This window comes from Mesoplasma coleopterae (assembly GCF_002804245.1).
Classification (GTDB): Bacteria; Bacillota_I; Bacilli_A; order Mycoplasmatales; family Mycoplasmataceae; genus Mesoplasma; species Mesoplasma coleopterae.
This window is the reverse complement of the sequence record NZ_CP024968.1, coordinates 132,796-150,600: the sequence shown is the minus strand read 5'-3', so window position 1 is coordinate 150,600 and position 17,805 is coordinate 132,796. Positions and strand designations below refer to the sequence as shown.

General features: G+C 28.8%; 16 protein-coding genes and 1 tRNA gene. 1 reads left to right on the top strand and 16 read right to left on the bottom strand.

Annotation, left to right across the window (positions count from 1 at the left end):
- The 8 genes from MCOLE_RS00630 to rpiB form a co-directional block, all read right to left on the bottom strand.
- Entirely contained in the window at positions 1 to 552 is a 552-nt protein-coding gene (locus MCOLE_RS00630) for a F0F1 ATP synthase subunit delta (protein ID WP_100670580.1), read from the bottom strand.
- A 2-nt stretch (positions 553 to 554) separates the two neighbouring features.
- Positions 555 to 1,088, bottom strand: a complete 534-nt coding sequence (atpF, locus tag MCOLE_RS00625; protein ID WP_099650971.1) for a F0F1 ATP synthase subunit B — start codon at positions 1,086 to 1,088, stop codon at positions 555 to 557.
- Between the two features lie 28 nt (positions 1,089 to 1,116).
- Positions 1,117 to 1,368 carry an ATP synthase F0 subunit C gene (gene atpE / locus MCOLE_RS00620; RefSeq protein ID WP_407657517.1) on the bottom strand — a complete coding sequence of 84 codons (252 nt, stop codon included), beginning with the start codon at positions 1,366 to 1,368 and terminating at the stop codon, positions 1,117 to 1,119.
- Between the two features lie 85 nt (positions 1,369 to 1,453).
- Entirely contained in the window at positions 1,454 to 2,311 is an 858-nt protein-coding gene (locus MCOLE_RS00615; RefSeq protein ID WP_100671530.1) for a F0F1 ATP synthase subunit A, read from the bottom strand.
- A 29-nt stretch (positions 2,312 to 2,340) separates the two neighbouring features.
- Positions 2,341 to 2,736 (bottom strand): MG406 family protein, encoded by a 396-nt coding sequence (locus MCOLE_RS00610; RefSeq protein ID WP_100670578.1) that lies wholly within the window; start codon positions 2,734 to 2,736, stop codon positions 2,341 to 2,343.
- Between the two features lie 123 nt (positions 2,737 to 2,859).
- Positions 2,860 to 3,483, bottom strand: coding sequence for a uracil phosphoribosyltransferase (upp, locus tag MCOLE_RS00605; RefSeq protein WP_100670576.1), 624 nt, complete (start codon positions 3,481 to 3,483; stop codon positions 2,860 to 2,862).
- 46 nt (positions 3,484 to 3,529) lie between these two features.
- Positions 3,530 to 4,768 carry a serine hydroxymethyltransferase gene (locus MCOLE_RS00600; protein ID WP_100670574.1) on the bottom strand — a complete coding sequence of 413 codons (1,239 nt, stop codon included), beginning with the start codon at positions 4,766 to 4,768 and terminating at the stop codon, positions 3,530 to 3,532.
- On the bottom strand, positions 4,752 to 5,192 hold the full coding sequence (gene rpiB, locus MCOLE_RS00595; protein ID WP_100670572.1) for a ribose 5-phosphate isomerase B: 441 nt from the start codon (positions 5,190 to 5,192) through the stop codon (positions 4,752 to 4,754). Before rpiB ends, MCOLE_RS00600 begins: the two co-directional genes overlap by 17 nt.
- A gap of 72 nt (positions 5,193 to 5,264) precedes the next feature.
- Between rpiB and MCOLE_RS00590 the strand changes: the two genes are divergently transcribed.
- The gene (locus MCOLE_RS00590) at positions 5,265 to 5,564 is read left to right on the top strand and encodes a rhodanese-like domain-containing protein (protein ID WP_100670570.1); all 300 of its coding nucleotides are present in this window, start codon (positions 5,265 to 5,267) and stop codon (positions 5,562 to 5,564) included.
- Positions 5,565 to 5,601: 37 nt separating this feature from the next.
- On the opposite strand, the gene MCOLE_RS00585 is transcribed toward MCOLE_RS00590, so the two are convergent.
- The 8 genes from MCOLE_RS00585 to MCOLE_RS03815 all read right to left on the bottom strand — a co-directional run bounded on the left by MCOLE_RS00585 (position 5,602) and on the right by MCOLE_RS03815 (position 17,805).
- Positions 5,602 to 5,677 (bottom strand) — tRNA-His (locus MCOLE_RS00585).
- 56 nt (positions 5,678 to 5,733) lie between these two features.
- Entirely contained in the window at positions 5,734 to 6,606 is an 873-nt protein-coding gene (gene rsmI / locus MCOLE_RS00580) for a 16S rRNA (cytidine(1402)-2'-O)-methyltransferase (protein ID WP_100670568.1), read from the bottom strand.
- A gap of 38 nt (positions 6,607 to 6,644) precedes the next feature.
- Positions 6,645 to 7,115: a transcription elongation factor GreA gene (gene greA, locus MCOLE_RS00575; protein ID WP_100670566.1), complete on the bottom strand. Its 471-nt coding sequence runs from the start codon at positions 7,113 to 7,115 to the stop codon at positions 6,645 to 6,647.
- Between the two features lie 58 nt (positions 7,116 to 7,173).
- The gene (uvrC, locus tag MCOLE_RS00570; RefSeq protein ID WP_100670564.1) at positions 7,174 to 8,940 is read right to left on the bottom strand and encodes an excinuclease ABC subunit UvrC; all 1,767 of its coding nucleotides are present in this window, start codon (positions 8,938 to 8,940) and stop codon (positions 7,174 to 7,176) included.
- Positions 8,941 to 8,993: 53 nt separating this feature from the next.
- Positions 8,994 to 11,876: a DNA translocase FtsK gene (locus tag MCOLE_RS00565; RefSeq protein WP_100670562.1), complete on the bottom strand. Its 2,883-nt coding sequence runs from the start codon at positions 11,874 to 11,876 to the stop codon at positions 8,994 to 8,996.
- A gap of 89 nt (positions 11,877 to 11,965) precedes the next feature.
- On the bottom strand, positions 11,966 to 12,895 hold the full coding sequence (locus MCOLE_RS00560; RefSeq protein ID WP_100670560.1) for an alpha/beta fold hydrolase: 930 nt from the start codon (positions 12,893 to 12,895) through the stop codon (positions 11,966 to 11,968).
- A 63-nt stretch (positions 12,896 to 12,958) separates the two neighbouring features.
- Positions 12,959 to 15,949 (bottom strand): oligopeptide ABC transporter substrate-binding protein OppA, encoded by a 2,991-nt coding sequence (gene oppA, locus MCOLE_RS00555; RefSeq protein WP_100670558.1) that lies wholly within the window; start codon positions 15,947 to 15,949, stop codon positions 12,959 to 12,961.
- Between the two features lie 2 nt (positions 15,950 to 15,951).
- Positions 15,952 to 17,805: an ATP-binding cassette domain-containing protein gene (locus MCOLE_RS03815; RefSeq protein ID WP_100670556.1), complete on the bottom strand. Its 1,854-nt coding sequence runs from the start codon at positions 17,803 to 17,805 to the stop codon at positions 15,952 to 15,954.

Here is a 17,805-nt window from a genome sequence, read left to right as displayed (position 1 = left end):
CTATTTTTCTTTCAATACTTGATATTTCATTTCATCAAGTTTACTTCTTAATGAGCCATCATAAACTTTGTTATGAACAACTACTTGAATACCTGCAATTAATTTAGGGTCAATTTTGTTAACCAATTTAACTTCCTTATTAATTTTTTTAGACATTTTTTCTTCAATTTCTTTAATTTGTTTAGCTGAGATTTCTTCAGTAGACCAAACTACACCATAAGTCATATTGTCTAATTCAACAAGTTTTCCTCTTAATCTTTTTAAAATATCTCTAGCATTAACAAATGCCTGCATATGAACTAATATTTTAAAAGCGTTCATGATATCTTGATCAATGTTAAATTGACCAAAAGTATCATCAATTATTTTGATTCTTTTTTCTTCATCGTGTGCTGATTTAAAAGTAAGAATATCAACAAATTCATTTTTATTTTTTAGAACTTCAATTAGCACATGTGCTTCTTCTAACATTTTTTTGACTTTGTTTTCTTTTACAGCAATTTTTGTTAAAGCATTTGCTCAATTATCAATAACGTTATCTTTTAAAACCATAATTATTTATCAAGGTTTTCAATAAACTCATCAACAATTTCTTTGTTTTTAGTTTTATTGATTTCTTTTTGTAAAATCTGTTCAGCAGCATCAAACGCAACATTAACTATTGTTGTTTTAATTTCTGCTTCAATTTTTGATCTTTCTTGAGCGATGTCTTTTTCTGCTTGATTCTTAATAATGTCAGCATATTTGTGAGCTTCATTAATGATGTGAGTTTTTTGAATATCAGCATCAACTTTTGAAGTTTGAATAATTAATGAAGATTCTGTTTTAGCGTCTTGCAATAATGCTTCGGCTTTTTTAACACCCATATTTGCTTCTGTTTGCTTTTGCACAGCCTCGCTTAATAATTCATTTATTTTGTTTCTTCTGTCTTTAATAGTTTTTCTAAATGGTTTATACATCAATTTTGATAATATAACTATTAAAACAATTGTAGCTATAACATGCGCAATAAAGTTTGGCAAGTTAGGAAATAAAGATGTTATGATTTCTGGAACTCCAGCTGTTTGTGTTTCTGCGATAAATATCATTTAACACACCCTTCTTTCTTTATATTTCTTAAGCTACGAAAATTAATAAAATAGCAACAACTAATGCGTAAATAGCTCCTGATTCTGCAATCCCCGCTGCAATAATCATAGTTGAAGTAATTTTTGGTGCCATTTCTGGGTTTCTTCCGATTGCCATACATGCACCTTGTCCAACAGCACCTTGTCCGATTCCTGCTCCAGCAACCCCAACAATAGCAACTCCAGCTCCTAATAATTTAAGACCATCACCAGTTGAAGTTGATTCTGCTAATAAAGGCATAATACTTGATAATACATTAAAGTATCCTACTAAAAAATTTGCCATGTAATCTGTAAATAACATAAATAATAATTCTCCTTTTATTTTATTTTTGTAATTCTATTTTTTTCAATTTTTGAGTTCTTTTTGAACTATTTCTATCCTCACCTTTGTGAGTTAACTCTTGTTCCTCTCCCATACCTTCTGCTCAATATGAAAGTGATAACATTGTAAATACAACAGCTTGGATAACAGCATCAAACATATCAAAGTACATATGTAAAAATGGAGTTATAGCACTTGTGAAAATATTAACCCCTGATCATCAGTACGTATACTGCATCTTTCAAGCATTGTCGTCTTCTAAAACACCTGCATTTCATATTCCAAATGATGGTCAGTGCATTCCTTCGTCTCCAAAACTAATTGTCCCATGTGCTCAACTACTTTGGAAACCAATGAACAATGCATACACTAGTCCTAAAATAATTGATCCACCTAAAAGGTTACCAAATAGACGGAAAGACATAGATAATAATGGTGTAAATTGTGTAAATATTTCAATTGGATTTATATATCTTTTTAGATAAGCTCATTTTTGATATTTAAATGCAAAATAATAAATCATCACAAATGTAACAAAAGCCATTGATAAAGTAATTGTGTATGAAGAAGAAGGTGATTCAAAACCAAGTAATGAAACCAATGATCCTACTATGATATACAAACAAATGTATAAAAAGTATGGAGTCAATTTACGATATTTTTTCCCCATGATTGAAACAACTAAGTTTTCAACTGAAGAAACAAACATATCGATAATAACAATCATTCCAGATAATTCTTTATCTTCTTCTTGCCCTCTCACTTTAATGTTATAAGTAATACAAATAGCACAAATAAGAATTGTGGTAATGATGATTGCACTAAACTGTGTTGTCAAAGATCATAAACCTTCAAACATATTGTCCAATTTGAACCCTCCTTAAATTTCTAATAACTTTTAAGATTTAAGATTTTATGATTTGTAAATGGTAGTAGTAGAATTGGGCTAAGACCAATTAATACACCTCTATAATCAAAAATAATATTGTTATTAAAAAAAGCAATAAATAACGGAGTGGCGTAAGCACCTATTCTTAATAAAAAGAAAAAGTAAAATAAAAAATGATTTTCATTTTCAAGAAGAAGAACAACTGACTTCTTACTAATAAAAATACCAACTAAAAACGAAGTTAAACCTAAAACCCAACCTGTTAATCAACTATAATTAATAATTTTTAACACAAATAACAAAGTAATTGTCATTCCTGTTAAAAAGCTAATCATAAATATAATTGTTAATGCAGGATTTTTGAACCAGTTTTTATATATACTTTTTAATTCCATTCAAGTAGCACCTCGCCTACTACGTTCTTTAATATTCTACTCCTATAAAGAAAAAATGAAACAAAAGTGGAAAAAGTAAAAAAACTCCAAATTAAGGAGTTTTTTTAAAAGAAAATTTCTATTTTACTTTGTTCCAAATATTCTATCACCAGCATCTCCTAGACCTGGTATGATATATCCTTTGTCTGAAAGTTTTTCATCTTTTGATGCTGCATATATTTCTACATCTGGGTGTTTTTCTAAGACATTACTTATTCCTGGCTCAACAGCTACCAAGCAAACAAACTTAATATTTTTAACGCCTCAACCTTTAACAATGTCGATTGCTTTGTTAGCACTTCCACCAGTTGCTAGCATTGGATCAACTATTATTACATAACTTTCATCAATTGATTCAGTTTTTTTTGCAAAATATTGATGAATTTCTAAAGTTTCTTCATCACGGTAAAGCCCTATGTGAGCTATTCTTGCTGTTGGAATTAATTTTTGAATTCCATCTAACATTCCTATACCGGCTCTTAAAATTGGAACTAACACAATTGGTTTATCAATTGTATAACCTGTTGTTTTTGTCATCGGTGTTTCAATTTCAATTGGTTCAAGTTCTAAATCTCTGAAGATTTCATAGACCATTAATTGAGCTATTTCGTTAAGATTTTCCCTAAAATCTTTTGATGATGTTTCTTTTCTACGCATTCTTGATAATTTATCAATTATCAAAGGATGTTTTAACTCTGTAAATGCCATATTTATTTTCCCCTTTATTTGTCCAAATTAATAATATTATAAAGCATTAATATGACAATTGTTCGTAAATTGGGAATTGCTTACATAAATTTGCAACTTCAATCGAAAGTTTATCTAAGTTATTTTGTGATTGATCTTTTAGTGCACTAGCAATAATTCTAGCAACTTCTCTAAATTCGTTTTCTTTGAATCCTCTCGTTGTCATTGCTGCTGTTCCAACTCTAATACCACTAGTTACAAAAGGTTTTTCTGTATCAAATGGAATCATATTTTTATTTGAAACTATTCCAATACTTTCAAGTATTTTTTCTGCATCTTTACCTGTTACATTTAAAGTGTTTTTAACATCTAAATTAATTAAGTGATTATCTGTTCCATTAGCAATTAAACGCATCCCATTATCAGCTAATGCTTTAGCAAATGCTTTTGAGTTTTCTACTACTTGTTGAACATATTTTTTGAATTCAGGAGTGTCGGCTTCATATAAAGCTTGTACTTTTCCTGCAATTTGATTTTCTAAAGGACCACCTTGAGTCCCTGGGAAAACAGCCGAGTCAATCTTTTTACCAATTTCTGCTTTTGATAAAATCATTCCACCTCTAGCACCTCTTAAAGTTTTATGAGTTGTTGTTGTGACAACATCAGCATATTCCATTGGATTTGGGTGAACCCCTCCTGCAACTAAACCTGCAATATGAGCCATATCAACCATTAATAAAGCTCCAACTTCATCTGCAATTTCTTTAAATTTTTTGAAATCAATAATTCTTGAGTATGCGCTAGCACCTGCAACAATTAATTTTGGTTTATGCTCTAAGACAACTCTTCTCACTTCTTCAAAATCAATTTCTTCAGTTTCCTTACTTACTCCATAAAATTTGAAGTCATAGTTATTTCCTGAAAAGTTAATTGGGTATCCATGTGTTAAGTGACCACCTGCATCTAAACTCATTGAAACTATTTTGTCTCCATTTTGTAATAATGCACGATAAACAGCTTCATTAGCTTGGCTTCCTGAATGAGGTTGTAAGTTAGCATGTTCAGCATTGAATATTTTTTTAGCTAACTCTATCCCTTGCTTTTCAATTTGATCAACAAATTCACATCCACCATAATATCTTTTGTCTGGATATCCTTCTGCATATTTATTTGTTAAAACACTTCCTGATAATTGTAGGACTGCTTCACTAACATAGTTTTCACTAGCAATTAATTCTATATGATCTTGTTGTCTTTTTAATTCACCTCTAAGTGATTCTAAAATGTTTTTATTTATTGTACTCATCTAATGTACCTACTCTTTCTTTATGTCTTCCACCTTCAAATTCAGTACTTAAAAAAGTATCTACTAATAAAAGTGCCTTTTCAATTGCAATCAATCTAGCTCCAGTTGCTAAAATATTTGCATCATTATGTTGTCTTGTTAATTCTGCTGTTTGAACTTCATAAACTAATCCAGCTCTTGCTCCCTTAACTTTATTTGCAGCAATACTAATTCCAATACCTGTGCCACATAATGCGATACCTTTGCTATTGGTGTCAGAAACTACAGCTTCAGCTAAAGTGATTCCAATATTTGCATAGTTACATGATGTTCCATCATTATTTCCTAAATCTACAACTTCAAATCCTTGCCCTAATAAGTGTTCTTTAATAGCATTCTTCATTTCAATAGCTGTATGATCATTTGCAATATATATCTTTTTCATAAAACCCCCACATTATTCTTTTAATAATTTTAACTTATTAGTGAGATAATATTTATATAAAAGGATTGAATTATGAATAATTATGAAATAAGTAAAAATGATTTTTATAAATTTATTGAACAAGGATACAAAGTTATTGATGTTCGTAGCGTTGGTGAAGACAAAATGACTGGCTTAAGCTACCAAGGTTCTTATAATATTCCATACCCTGGAGTTGTAAGAAAAGCTGAACAACTTTTTCCTGATAAAAATGAAAAATTAATTATAGTTTGCAATTATGGTTCGCGAAGCGGTCTAACTGCTAAAACATATAGACAAAAAGGTTATCCTAATGTATTTGTTCTTTATGGTGGATTATATGGATTAAAATAAAAAGCAGGTATTACTACCTGCTTGTTTTTTGCTTAAATGGGGCGCCGAACGGGAATTGAACCCGCGAATGTCAGAGCCACAACCTGATGTGTTAACCACTTCACCACCGGCGCCATAAAAGATAACGTTTTTATTATCTTAAAATTACATTGATTTGTCAATTGAAAATCTATTTTTTAATAAATATTTGATAAACCTCATTTTTAGATTTATTAATCTTTGCGCCAACAATATCGCATGCTTGCTTCAACTTGTATCCTTGTTTTATTTCTTCTTCAACTAATAAAATTATTTCATCATCATTGATAATATCAATTTGTTTTTTTTGAGAATCAACAACAACAACAAATTCACCTTTTAAAACAAATTCTTCACTTTGAACAAAAGCATTAACATCTGAGATTTCACCTTGAATATATTGTTCATTTAATTTTGTTAATTCCCTACCAATCAATACACTTTGGTCTGAATTTAAAATTTCACTCAATTTAAAAATCGTGTCTTTTATTCTATGAACTGATTCATAAAAACTTATTATAGATTTTGAATTTTTACTTAACATATCTTTTAATTCATTAAACTTTGATTTATCACTTTTATTTTCTAAAAATCCATGGAAGTAATTCTCTTTTGCCGTATATCCACTAGCAACGATTGCATGAATGTATGCAGGACCAACATTAACACTAGTCACGTTACAATCATAAGTATTTAAAATTTCTTTAATGAAGTTCGCTCCTGGATCACTAATAGCAGGGCAACCTGCATCGCTAATTATTGCTACATCATTTTGATTTTCTAAAACTCTTATTATTTCATTTATTCTTTCAGCCTCATTATATTTATGAAGTGAAACAAGTTTTTTATTGATTTCATATTTCTTTAAAAATGTTTGGCTTGTTCTTGTGTCTTCACAACAAATAACATCAACTTTTTTAAGAGTATCTAATGCTCTAAAACTTATATCTTCTAAATTCCCAATAGGTGTTCCTATTAAATAAATAGTTGGTTTGTTATTTTTAAATGTTGATTGATTTCTCATAACTCTCCTTAAAATAAAATTACCCAGATGGGTAATTATTAATTAACTTCTTTGATTTCAATTGAGTAAGGTATATTGATATCTTTAACTTCTACAGATTCCCCAACTTTTTTACCTAAGATTGCTTTTGCAATTGGTGATTCGTTTGAAATTAAACCTTTAAATGGATCTGCTTCAACAGCTCCGACAATTTTAACTTCTCTTTGTTGTTTAGTATTTAACATGATGAATTTAACTTTTGAACCAATTTTAATTGCTCCATCAGTTGTAGAAGAATCTTCAATTAATTTAGCTTTGCTAATCATTGTTTCAAGCTCTTTAATTCTTGCTTCAACTTCAGCTTGACGGTTACGTGCTGCATCATAATCAGCATTTTCACTTAAATCCCCTTGGTTACGTGCTTCTACTAATTCTTCAATTACTTGTGGACGAACTACTTCTAATAAATGTTTTAATTCGTGTTTTAATTCCTCAATACCTTCTTGAGTTAAGATAATTTCTTTTGCCATGTTTGTCTCCTAATTCATTAACTTTTTAATTATATAATATTTGTATCAAAAATTGTATCTATTTTCTGCTCTTTAAGTATATGTTTAAGTTCTCTAATGCTTTCTTATTTTTAAGTATTTTGAATAAGTCTTCCTGATCTGCCTCATCAATTTCACTTATAGTATTATACTTTTTGAATAAGTCTTGAATTCTTTTTTTACCAAGCCCTTCAACTCCTTCAAGCTCTGACTTTAAAAATGAATTGTTTTGTTTTTTTCTAAATCCAGACTTTGCATATTCATCAACTCTAATTTGGATACTGCTTAATCAATTAAATAATTTTGGTTGTTCTTTTATGTTGACTTCTTCTTCATTAGTATCAAGCAAGAAAGATGTATTATGATGTTCATCTTTAACTAATCCAATAATTTGTATTTCAGATAAACCTAAGACATTTATTATTTCTTTTGCAGCATGTACTTGAATTATCCCACCATCCATGATTATTAAATCTGGTAGCATTCTTTTTTCAAGCAGAGCTTTTTGAAATCTTCGATATAACATTTCTTTCATTCTGTCATAATCAGATGTAAATTTACTATCAATGTTATACTTTCTAAATTCATTTCTTGCAGGTTTACCGTTTATATAAACAACACAACTTCCAATAATAAATTCATTTCCTATATTTGATATATCAAACATCTCTAATCTATATGGTTCTTTGTTAAGTTTTGCTTTTTCTTGTAGTTGTAATAATAATTCATTTTCATTCCCGATATTTGTTGTTATTGAAATTTTAGATTTTCTAATTGCTTCTTGTGCATTATCGATAGCTATTTGATAAATTATTTTTTCTTCCTCTTTTATGGGATGAGTAACTAATGACTTGTATTTTTCGTTCAGGACAAATAACTCAATTTCTTTATCAACAATTATTTTGTTAGGTAAAATATTTTTTTCATAAATTTGAGTCATAAATGAGTCTATCAAATCGGTTATATCTTGTTCAAAATAAAGTTGTACATGTTCATCTTTGAAAAGCAATTTACCTGATCTATAAAACAAAGTAACAATAGCAATTTTTTCATCTTCAATGAAATAACTTAGAACATCTACATCAGTTTGACTTTTAAATTCAACATTTTGTTTCGTTGTTGTGAAATCTAAACTTATAATTTGTTCTTTAATTCTTTGGGCTTCTTCAAACTGTAAATTTTCTGATGCCTTTTCCATTTGTTTAGTTAGTAATGCTTTAACTTCATTTATGTTTCCCTTGAAGAAATTATCAACTCTTTTAATTTGTTCTTGATAGTACTCTTTATCAACATATTTAAAGCATGCTCCACTACATTGACCGATAAAGTAGTGCAAACATGGTTTGCCTAAACCACCTTTACATCTTCTCAAAGGGAATAGTCTTTGCAATGTTATTAAAGTATCTCTTGCATTAGAACCTATTGGTAATGGCCCAAAGCTTCTTAGCGCTTTTTTATCTAATTTTCTAACATATTTATACGTTGGATCTTTTTCGTTAGTAATAATAATATATGGATAAGCCTTATCATCATTTAATAGAACATTATACTTAGGTCTGTATTTTTTAATTAAATTTTCTTCTAAAAGCAAGGACTCTTTTTCATTTGAAACCACAAAATATTCAAGATCAGCAATTTCACGCACTAATCTTGTTGTTTTTAAATTTTGGGCTCTATCAAAGTATGAAGAAACTCTTTTCTTTAAATTCTTTGCTTTACCTACATAAATAACATGTTTATCTTTATTTAAATATAAATAACAACCTGGTTTATTTGGTAAATTGCTAACCTTATTTTTTAATTCCATTTCACTTATCCTTTCTATTATTTTAGAAAAATAAAACCCTAAAATAAAGGGTTTTATTTCTTAACTAATACTTCTCTAGGTCTTGAACCATTTTTTGGTCCAACAATTCCTTCTTCTTCTAATTGATTTAAAATATTTGTTGCTCTAGCATCAGCAATTCTAAATTTACCTTTAATTGAAGATGAAGATGCATCTTGTTTTTCAATAACAAATTGTTTAACATGTGAATATAATTCATCAGTTGACCCAATTGATTTTAAATTATCTTGATCAAATTCATCAGAATAGATTGCTTGTTGTTGAGCAATTGTGAAATCTACAATTTCTTCAATTTCTTCATCACTTAAGTAAGCACCTTGGGCTCTCATTAAATCTCCACCACCTGGTGGCATAAACAACATGTCTCCTCTACCTAATAGATTTTCAGCACCAGTTGAATCTAAGATTGTTCTTGAGTCAATTCCTGTAGTTACAGCAAAAGCAATCCTTGTTGGTATGTTAGTTTTAATTGTTCCTGTAATAACATCTGTTGATGGTCTTTGAGTAGCAACAATTAAATGTATACCCGCAGCACGAGCCATTTGAGTAATTCTCATAATTGATTCTTCAACTTGTTTTCTATCACCAGTCATCATTAAGTCAGCAAGCTCATCAATAATGATAACTTGGAACGGCATTTTTTTAGAATCTGTAACTTTTCTGTTGTATCCATCAATATTTCTAACACCTAAATTCATAAATAATTCATAACGTCTTTCCATTTCAGCAACAACCATTTTTAATGCATTGGCTGCTTGCTTCATATCTGAAATAACTGGCGCTAGCATGTGTGGAACTCTAGAATAAACCGAAAGTTCAACTTTTTTAGGGTCTATCATTAAAAATTTAACTTCATTTGGTTTTGCTCTTAGAAGAATTGAACAAATTAAAGCATTAATCATAACTGACTTACCGCTACCTGTTGATCCTGCAACAAGTAGGTGAGGCATTTTATTAAGTTGAGCTGTTAATGGTTCTCCTAAAACATTTTTCCCTAAAACAAATAATAGTTTTTCATTTTCTTGTTCTTTAGGTATTGATTCAATGATTTCTCTCATTGAAACAATTTCTGAACTTGCATTTGCTAATTCAATACCAATTAAATTTTTTCCTGGTATTGGAGCTTCTAAACGCATATTTTGAGTTGCAAGAGCTAATTTTAAATCATTTTCTAAATTTGTAATACTGCTAACTTTAACTCCGGGCTCTGCCTGAATTTCAAACTTCATAACACTAGGACCAATAATTGAATTAATAACTTTTGCTTTAACTCCAAATTGAGAAAATGTTTCATTAATTGCTAAAGCTTTTAAGGCTGCATTTTCTTTATTTGCTCTTTCTTTGTTATAGTCTTTTTCCATTACTGCTAAAACATCTACAGGAGGCAATTTGTAATTTTTATTAATTATTATATTTGGTTCTTCTTTTTTTGATTCTTCAATAACAGGTGTTGAAATAACTTGTTTTTCTAAAACAGTAGTAGCCGGCACTTCAACTTTTTGTTGAGTTACGACTTGATTTGCAATTATTTTATCCTCAACAGAAAAATCATATTTTTCCTCATATTTGCTTAATTCATCAAATGCTTCCAAGGTTTCACATTTTTGTTTACTTTCTTTTTCTTCATAAATTGCATCAAAGAAGGTATCATCACCATCAACAGTTACATCTTTAATTGCTGCTTCTGAAAGAATTTCTTTGGTTAAAATTGCATTTTCATTTTTGTTTACTTGATCTGTGTTTTGAGTAATAGGTCTTAATCCTGGGTTTTTAATAACAGTTTCAAGTTTGTTATTTTCTTGAACTCTTCTTGAAACAAAACGTGGTCTACGTGGATCAATAATAGTTTCTTCAGTAGTATTTTCTATTTCTTTATCGATTGAAATTCTTTCTTGAGAAAAAGTAGTTTTAATAACTTCTTCAGGAAGTGAACATTCTATTTGTTCTTCTTGATAGATTTTATCTAATAAATCTTTTTCCTCTTTTTTAACATAAGAAGGCATTTGAATTGTTAAGTCACTTGTTCTAATTTCTTCTTCTTCATCAAACGCCAAATTACCAAAAACATTGATAGACTCTCATCCATTTTTTTCAACTTTATTTTCTATTGAAACATCAATTTTATCTTCCTTAATTTTTTTGCGATTTGGATTTCTTTTTGATTTTAAAGTCAATATTCTTAAAGCTTTACCTTTTCTTTTTGTTTTTGGTTTAAATAAGAAAATTGGATCACCTGTAAAAATTCACATTCCATTAATGAACATTAAAAAAACTAATAAAATGTATGAACCAACAATTGATAGATATGATGTAATACCAACCATTAAAGTTCCAGTAATTCCTCCTCCGCTGTAAAGATTGAAATATCCATCTACTCCAGTTTTTAAAAAGTAGTCAATTACTTCTTTGTAGTATTGTCCTGAGAATATTGAATGTTTCAATCATTCATCAGCATAAACACTAAACATTTGACTAAAAAAATCTCCTTGCCAAAGTTTATTTAAGCTTTCATTTTTTGAGGCAATTATTTGGGTAAATAATATTAATGAAATCAATCAACATAATAATATAAATGTTGTTATAACCATAAATAAAAATCTTTTTTTAAATTTGAATCTTATTCCTGAAAAAATACATAAATCTACAATAAATAAAATGATGTAGATAAAATACTTAAATCATCCAAATAAAAAATTAAAGAAAACATCATCTAAAAATTGACCAATTACAGTTATTCTACCTAATGAAAAAACTGTTATAAATAAAATAACAAGTCCGGTAACCATTCATGATATTGAATCATTTCTTCTTTTTTGTTTTGTTGTTACGAATGCAGCTGTTTTTTCCTCATTTCATTCGTAATTAGCTAAAAACTTTTCCTCTGTGTTTTTTTCCATGTTATCACCCTTTGCAATAATATAATTATACCAATTTTGGAATAATTAATGTTATTTTAGAGTTTTAGTACTTTAGCAAAAAAAGTGATTTATTTCTTTTTTAAAGTTTCATTTATGAAAAGAATAATATCTTTTTCAACTTCACGTTTTTTCTCATCAAATAAAATTTCATGTCTTTGATTTTCATAAAGATTAACTTTAACATTTAAATTATTCTTACTAAATATTTTATTTGTTTTTAGTACCATTTTTCCGTAGTTTCCTACGGGGTCTGCTTTACCAGAGACTAATAAAATAGGAGTGCTTTTTTTGATTTTTTTAATATTCGATTTGTTTTGAATATATAACAAACCATAAAACATATCTTTGAATGCTGATGATGTAAAGACTTGACCAGTTAAAGGATCTGATATAAATTCGTTTTTATTGACTGAGTCATTTGATAACCATTCATATCCTGTTGCTTTTTCAGAATTAAATTTTTTATTAAGTGGCTTATAGCTTAATTTTCAAATAAAATTATCTGGTTTTTTGCCACCATTAAATTTACTTCTTATATAAGCTATATTTCTTGAAAAAATTAACAATGCCTTGTTATGTCAAGCAGTCCCACTAATTACATATGCATCAACTGTATTAGGGTAATCAATCATGTATGTTCTAACCATAAAACTTCCCATTGAATGTCCAAGCATTATTATTGGTAAGTTCATATATTGGTCTTTTATAAATGAGTTAACCTGTTTTAAGTCTGAAACAATCTTATTTCAGCCATTATTTTTTGAAAAATATCCTAAAGGTTCATTGTTTAAAATCGCTGTCTTTCCATGACCTCTATGATCACTACTTATAACTATAATTTGATTATCGTTCATTTTCTTTGCAAATTCTTTATAACGCAAAGAATGTTCGCAACTACCATGAACAAGTTGAATAATCGCTTTAGGATTTTTAACTTCATCTCAAATAAAAATATTTATTTTCTTATCATCCAAAGATTTAATTATTTTTTCTTTCATACTTTCTCCTTTTTTAATATTTTACACTCCCTTATACAAATAAAAAAGAATGCTTTTGCATTCTTATTTTATTGCTGATTTTGAAGCTATAACTTCACTATCAGATTTAGGGTCATAAACGTAAAGTTTTTTGTATTCCTCAACTTCGTTTGCTGATCCTTTTTCAAATTGAGTTTGAGCAGCTAAGAAAGCTTTTCTATCTCAAAGTTGTTCAATCATTTTTACACCAAATAATCTTAAATTTGAACTTCCAGCTATGAATGAAGATCTAGTAAATGGATCTAAGTATGATAACTGAATAGTTTTCATTGGAGTTCTATTGTAAAGAGGTGTTGTTAAAGCAACATCATAAAGTGCATAAGTTTCAGCCTTTGATAAAGTTTCTAGTCTTTCAGAGAAATCACCAATACCTTTTGCTGTTTCAACTATACCCGTATATTTAGTAATTGACTTATTGATATCCGCATAAGCATCATTATATTTTTCAAACCCATCAGCCATTACTAAACTAGGTTCATTACTATTTTCTTTTTCATCAGATGCTTTTCTAGATTCTTTTAAAACATTACCAATGTTTGTATAAACACCATATTCTCCACCTCAAATTAGAGTGTGTAAGAAGTTGTATGGATCAGTATAATCTGGTCCTCAACCGCTAACGTAAATATCAAAATCACCAATTTTTGATAAGTTTAAATAATCTGAAACATCATTAGAAGTTTTAGTTTTTAAAGTAATTGGACTTGAAGAACCAACTGCTTTGTTAAACTCATCAACTAAATATTCAACCCTTGGATTTAAAGTTAATCTTAAACCACCATTTAATAATCATTCAATAGAAATTGACTCATTTTTATTTTTAGCATCTAAAATATTTTTTGACTCAAGATCTTTTCTTACAACATCACCTAATATTTTAGCTTTTGCTTTTTCATTATTTTGATCAATTTCTTTGCTATTTTTTTCTCTATCAACAACTGCTGAATAAGCTAAATTTGCAAATGATTCTAAATCTTTTTTAAGACCCTCTATAACATTACCTTCGGCATCTAAGAACATTCCTAATGCCATTAAATCATTTTGGTAGAACGCATCGTTTCCATCAATTAATGAACCAAATTGATCATTATAGAATTTTTCTAATAATTTTAAATCTGGATTAGGAGTTGTTATATTACTTTCTAATATTTTTAATCTTGTAGCATCATTTTCATTAATAGCTGAAAATGAAGATTCTAATTGAGTATTAGTTACACCATACATTTTGTTGTAGTCAGCACCAATATTTTGAATAGTATAATCTTCCAGAGGAATTCCATTAACTTTTCCGTTTTGAACAGTATCAGATGATTCTTTAGTTGGATTAGTTGCTAATCTTGGAATTGTAAAAGTATTTCTTAATAAGGTTGAAGATCTAGTTTTAACATTTTTGCCTTCCCCACCATCTCATGCTAATGATTCCTTTGTATTTTTATCATTATCTAATTTACCTGCTACATAAGCTGGATATTGAGTTCTTTGCATAAAGTAATTTAAGTACAATCTAACAGATTTTTGTGCTAAAGCTAAGGATGATTTTGATATATCTTTACCATCTTTTGTCAATCTTCCATAGTTATAGAAGGTTGTAAAAGTATATTGACTTGGAACAGTAGAAGTTGCATGAGTTCCTTCAAATGCAAATTTTTGTTCTTCTGAATTGTAATCATCACCAACATATTTTTTTCATCCACTTGCATCATTAGGTGAAATAGCTACTTCTGAAGCATCCCCACCTTCAAATCAAAGCCTGTTTGAATCAACAGATTGACTTCTAGTTAAAGTGAAAGTTGCTTTTTCAATATATGTTCTATCTGCTTGATAGTAATTAGGGTTTTTTAATAAAACAGTGTTTGAAGATGCTTTGTATGATTTCAAGTAATAAGCACCCGAGAATCACATTTCATTAATACTTGGTTGATATCTTTTTGAAAAGTTATATCATGATCTATTTTGATTATCTGAGTAACTAACCGCGTAGTATGGTAAAGGCTTTAATGAACCATACCCAGCAGCTGACGTAAAGAATGAAGTTGAAGCATTCTCTAAAGTATATCTAATGTTATAAACTTGTTCATTTTTTGTTTCAGATGTTCCTTCTGAATAAGTCGCTGTTCCTAATCCATCTTTTGAAAGAGAAATAGCCATCATTCCACCATTTTGTGCACTATCTGAAATTAATTTTTGAAAGTTATCTTCACCTTGATATTTTTTTATCTCAGTAATTAAGGCATCAAATTCAGGAGTTGATTCATATTTTCCAGTAGGTTTTTTATTTTCATCTAAAATTGGATTAATTTTGGCATTGGCTAATGCATCAATTTTAGCTTGCCCACCTTCTTCAGCAGTTCAAAGGTTAACTAACATAACTATGATATCAAAGTTTCTTGTTGAAATAGCTTCAGCACCAATATTCTGTTGTCCACCTTCAGCAGTTGTTCTACCAAAATTTTTACCGTCTAATTTAACAGCATCATATGTTGAAATATTTGATAATATACTTTCTAATTTTGAACCATTTTTAAACAGTCCATTAGTTGGAGCAGCCCCATCAGCTGAAGCATTAGGGTTAAATGTAAATCTAAACGCATTATAGAAGTCCATAGTTGTAACATCATGTGTGTCTTTAATTTCACCATTTTTAACAGCAGTTCATTTTGGAATCCCTGTTTTTCTTCCATCATTAGATTCTGTTTCTTTATCTCTTAAGTGGAAGTAATATTCAGTTCCTTCTGCATTATGCCCTCATCAATCAGCCATTTGACCTTCGATTTCACCATGAGCATTAGGAGTTAATAATCCGTCATATAAGTTTTCTAATATGATTGAGTCTGAGTTTTGCATAGTTGATCCAGGTGATCAAGTATTAAGAGCCGCAGTCATGAAACCTTTATACTCTTTTGTATTTACTTTTCTTGCCATTAGTTTTGTTGTAGACATTCCACAAGAAACTAAAGTTGATCCGGCTGTTGTAACTAAAGTTGCAGCAGCAATTATACTAAGTAATTTTTTCATAATTATACTCCTTTCTCGATTTTTTTAGATTTTCTCTTATCGGATTTAATTTCAGCAACTTCTCTTTCATTCGCTAAAATAAAGTGTCCTTTTTGAACTTCTCTTCATTTTGGAGAATCTGTAATGTAATCAAAATGTTGCTCTTCAGGTTTGTATTTGATACTTTTTTTCTTTTTCTCTAAATCTGGATCTGGTAATGGTACAGCAGATAATAATGATTTAGTATATGGGTGTAATGGATTATTAAATAATTCATCAGCATCAGCTAATTCAACAATATCTCCACGATAAATAACCGCAATTCTATTTGCAATAAATCTAACAACACTTAAGTCGTGTGCAATGAAAATATATGTTAAATCAAATTCTAATTGGAATTTAGCTAGTAAGTTAATTACTTGTGCTCTAATTGAAACGTCAAGTGCTGAGATAGGTTCATCACAAACAACAAATGATGGTTTCATAACTAATGCTCTAGCAATACCAATACGTTGACGTTGACCACCTGAGAATTCGTGTGGGTAACGTGACAAGTGTTCAGGTAACATACCAACAGTAGTTAATAATTGTAAAATTAAAAATTGTTTTACTTTTTTGTATTTAATGTTTTCTAATGTTATTTTTCCTACTTTATCTGGATTATTTGAATTAAATCAGTCAATGTAAGTTTGAGCAGCTTGTTCATTTTTGTATAATTCAGGGAAATTATCTAAACCTTCAGCAATAATTTCTTCAACAGGCATTCTATCATTTAATGATGATGCTGGATCTTGAAAAATCATTTGCATTTGTTTTTTTAATTCATGTCTTTCTGAACTAGTTGGTAATGAATACTTTGGTGATTTTTCTAATGTTTTTTGAATGCTTTCATTAGACATTAATTCTTTAATTAATTCAAATTCAGCAACTTTTGATTCATCATCGATTGTTGCTATTTTTTCATTAATTCATTTTAATCATTGCTTTTTATCACTACCTGTTGATACAATTGCAGAACTTAATTTTTGAGCTTGTTTTAAATCAGAAATCATAGGTGATACTAATTTATGTTCAGCAATTAAAACTTCTAATAGTTTACCTAAATCAAAGAAAAATCTTTTTACTGATTTATATTTACCTTTTCTAACATCGTTTCTAACTTTTTCAATTTCTTGAATTGTTAAATACATTTTAGATTCTGATTTTCTAATTTTAACTGTCAGTTTATTTGTTTTTGAATGCAATTCATTAACTTTTTTTAATAACTCTGGGTTAATGATTCCATCCTCTTTTAACATTTTTAAAAATGCTAAAGACTTGTCTTGAAGTTTGTATAATTTTAAAATTCTTTTAATGATTTCTCTAACAGCATCCTCAACTAGTTTTAATTTTGGATCTTTTGATTTCGAAACTAATTTATGATCTTTTAAATCTAAACCTTCTTCAATTTTTCTAATTTTATTATCAGAATATTCAACAGTTTCTTTTGACTTTAAGTCATAGTATCTTCCTTCAATATATTTGAAGTAAACACGTTTGTAATCTTCTGAATAAATTTCTAAAGCTTTAGTAATAGCAGTTTGATTAAGTTTCATGACTTTAATATGGTGTTCCATTTTTTCATTCATCTTAATTAAATTAGGAGTTTTACCGAATGCTAATGTATTTTGATAATAAATAGTTCCATCATTAATTGGTTCAATTCCCATTAAGGCTTTACCAATAGTTGATTTACCAGAACCAGATTCTCCTACTAGCCCAAAAGTTTCTCCTTTATAAATATCAAAAGAAACTTCTTTAACAGCGGAAACTTTGTTTTTACCGTGTCCATATTCAATTAAAAGATCACGTACTTTTATGATTGAATCCTTAGCCAT